At 33.5% G+C, this 1,897-nt stretch carries 2 protein-coding genes and 1 pseudogene; all 3 read left to right on the forward strand.

The features are described from left to right. Nucleotides 1-220: pseudogene (locus AC06OU_RS08510) on the forward strand (hypothetical protein); the annotation flags it as partial. Between the two features lie 193 nt (nt 221-413). Continuing rightward, nucleotides 414-995 carry an SMI1/KNR4 family protein gene (locus AC06OU_RS08515; RefSeq protein WP_475855200.1) on the forward strand — a complete coding sequence of 194 codons (582 nt, stop codon included), beginning with the start codon at nt 414-416 and terminating at the stop codon, nt 993-995. A 393-nt stretch (nt 996-1,388) separates the two neighbouring features. Further along, a complete protein-coding gene (locus AC06OU_RS08520; RefSeq protein ID WP_475855201.1) occupies nt 1,389-1,847 on the forward strand; it encodes a hypothetical protein in 459 nt (152 codons plus the stop codon). Nucleotides 1,848-1,897 lie beyond the last annotated feature (50 nt).

Raw genomic sequence — 1,897 nt, forward strand, 5'->3', positions numbered from 1 at the left:
AACTAAAGAGAATATTGGTGGTAAAAGACTATTAATAGAGGATGCTGTTGGAGTCTTAGGAGGACTTTTCCCGAAAGCCCCCATGTGGATTAATATATCTTTTATAGGAATGGAAGGAGACACCGCCATATTCAAATTGGAAACTAGTTTACGTTTTAGAAAACCAACATTACTAAAGAATACAGAAACAGGTCATGCACCTTTTAACGTCATCATATAAAGTTTTGTAAAGATTTTTGTGTAATCTCTTACAGATTAATGGGCTTCCAAGTACCGAGTAAGTTTTCTATTTATTTAATAAGACACATCTAAATCCATATATCAAGATTTCACCATTTCGGTTGTGCTTACATTAAATGCATGAACTTTATGCCCTAATATAGCTAATTCTTAAATCATAGTGGAGGAGTTATATGAAAATAAGCGATTTCGTCAATAGATTTAAAAAAAGATATCCTGGACAGGAGCTATACAGAGTTGCTACAGAAGCAGAAATTGCCTCGTTTGAAGAATCACTTGGAATCTCACTTCCTTCATCCTTTAAAATATTTCTCAGGACTTTTTCTAACGGGATTTTGCTGTTAGGATGGGAACCCATAGGAGGGGTAGATGAAAAATCTCCGTGTGGAGCTATTGGAAAATCAGAGCGAATAATTTACGACCTTCCATTAAAAGTTTTGATAGAAGAGACGAATGAATTCGTAGATTCCGCTCGGCTTATAACATTAACGATGTTCGATGGGGGAGAAAGTTCAAATGATCATTGGGCATTCATTTGTGAAGAAGGCATCCCTAATAATGAATATAGGATAGGTTATATAGGTCAAGACAATAGATCTATCGTGAAAGTTGTTCGGAATTTTGAAGAATGGTTGGGAATCTTTTGGGAAGGAAACAAGGATAACAAAGATAGTGAGTTTGCAATTCCAACATTCCATGTCATATACCCAGATTATGATGAACGTGGACGAATACTGCATGAGTGGTTGAGATAATATTAAAGATATTGGTTTAAGTCATATCCATTTGGGAGTGGGATTGAGGTGCAACTATTGCAAAAGGCGGAGAAAAAGGTTCGTAAGCTTTTGAAGACAAGCAATCAATCTAAATCCTTGAGAAGCACTTAAATATTCTTGAACCACCACAGTGAATGTAAAAAAGAAACCGTGCAACTTAAATCTATAATAAACACTTGGATTTGTGACATGGAGCTTTTAGGGTAGGTGAATGATAAGTAGTCATAAACTATAAAGGATACTTGGTTATTCATTATTCAAAGCTATATTAAAGAAGGATGAACTAATAAATACCTTACTAGAATAAAACGGAAGTGATTATTAGGGTGATATTGCAGGTAACATCATTCGTTAATAGGGGGCCACTGTTTTATGATAACATTGGAAAATTATTCGAAGTGGGAGTCGTACATTATAATCGAGCATAACAATTATTCAATCATAGAAGATAAGAATAGACATAGAGAAATACAAGGTGTGGGAGGGGTAAGTGAGGATGGTCAGGTGGTTGGTATTTATGTAGAAAATGAAGAGTTAAATTTTTTCTATAATAATCATTCATTTTTGATTCGTCCTGACAAAATAGTCTGTAAAAATGAATATGTTTCTAGTTTAGAAAGATGTTTTAATGTAACTATAGAAGGTAAAGAGATTTGTAACATAATTTATAAACCTTATATTGATCCAGGTATGATTTATTATGATGCTGATCCAGAAGAATTTGATGTTTTGTTATACTTGAGTAGACTGATGAAGGATAAGGAGTCTTTAAAAAAAATTATGAATGGAATGAAATTAATTAAAGACCTAAAGAATCCTATAAATGATTAGACGATTTATACGGTGCACTGAGGAGATGTATTTACTTACAGGGTTATACA

The sequence above is a fragment of the Psychrobacillus sp. genome, assembly GCF_056205495.1.